Source organism: Paraburkholderia sp. J7 (assembly GCF_905220155.1).
Lineage (GTDB): Bacteria > Pseudomonadota > Gammaproteobacteria > Burkholderiales > Burkholderiaceae > Paraburkholderia.
The window spans coordinates 1-789 of record NZ_CAJMYZ010000079.1 but is presented as its reverse complement, the minus strand read 5'-3'; the positions used below and the strand labels follow the sequence as shown (position 1 = coordinate 789).

General features: G+C 65.3%; 1 protein-coding gene. It reads right to left on the bottom strand.

Annotated features, from left to right (window positions below; translation table 11 throughout):
• Positions 1-3: 3 nt before the first annotated feature.
• The gene (locus U5A58_RS40400; protein ID WP_321965453.1) at positions 4-759 is read right to left on the bottom strand and encodes an SDR family NAD(P)-dependent oxidoreductase; all 756 of its coding nucleotides are present in this window, start codon (positions 757-759) and stop codon (positions 4-6) included.
• Between the last annotated feature and the right edge of the window lie 30 nt (positions 760-789).

Below are 789 nucleotides of genomic sequence, written 5' to 3'. Positions count from 1 at the left end.
CGCTCAGACCTGAGCCTGGCCGCCGTCGGCGGTGAACTCCGCACCATTGACGAAGCTCGAATCGTCCGATGCGAGGAACGTCACGACCTTGGCGATTTCCGACGGATCAGCCAGGCGTCCAATCGGCACCAGGGAGGCCAGGTAGGCCGCCAGTCCATCCTGTGCTTCCTTCGTGTCGCCGGCCAGCTCCACCAGCCCCGTCGTCAGCGTCGCACCGGGGCTCACCACGTTCACGCGGACGCCACGGTCCTTGAGATCCAGCACCCAGCTACGGGCCAGGGCACGGACTGCGGCCTTGGACGCGCTGTAGATGCTGAACGCGGGCGTGCCCGTCGAACCGGCGATCGAGCCGTTCAGGATCAGCGAGCCGCCTTTTTGCATCAGCGGCAACGCTTTCTGTACCGTGAAGACCACTGCGCGCACATTGCGATTGAACGTGTCGTCGAAGTGCTTTTCGGTGATCTCGCCGAGCGGCAGCATCGAGCCGCCACCCGCGTTGGTGAACACGATATCCAGCCGGCCCTGTTCGGCGCGGAGCGTCCCGAACAGGGCGTCGAGGTCTTCGGCACGCGTGACATCGCCCTGCACGCCGCGGGCGCCGTGCCCGATCGCCTCGACGGCGGCATCCAGTTCGGCCTGACGGCGTCCCGTGATGTACACCTTCGCGCCTTGCGCTGCGAGATCCTTTGCCGCGGCCAGACCGATGCCGATGGTGCCGCCCGTTACCAGTGCGACCTTGCCTTCCAGTTTCTTGCTCATGATTTGCTCCGGGTTGTTGAGTGTTGATGG

Bases quoted from the DNA above. Each gene is read 5' to 3' on its own strand.
- U5A58_RS40400 (WP_321965453.1), bottom strand. From the start codon at position 759: ATGAGCAAGAAACTGGAAGGCAAGGTCGCACTGGTAACGGGCGGCACC.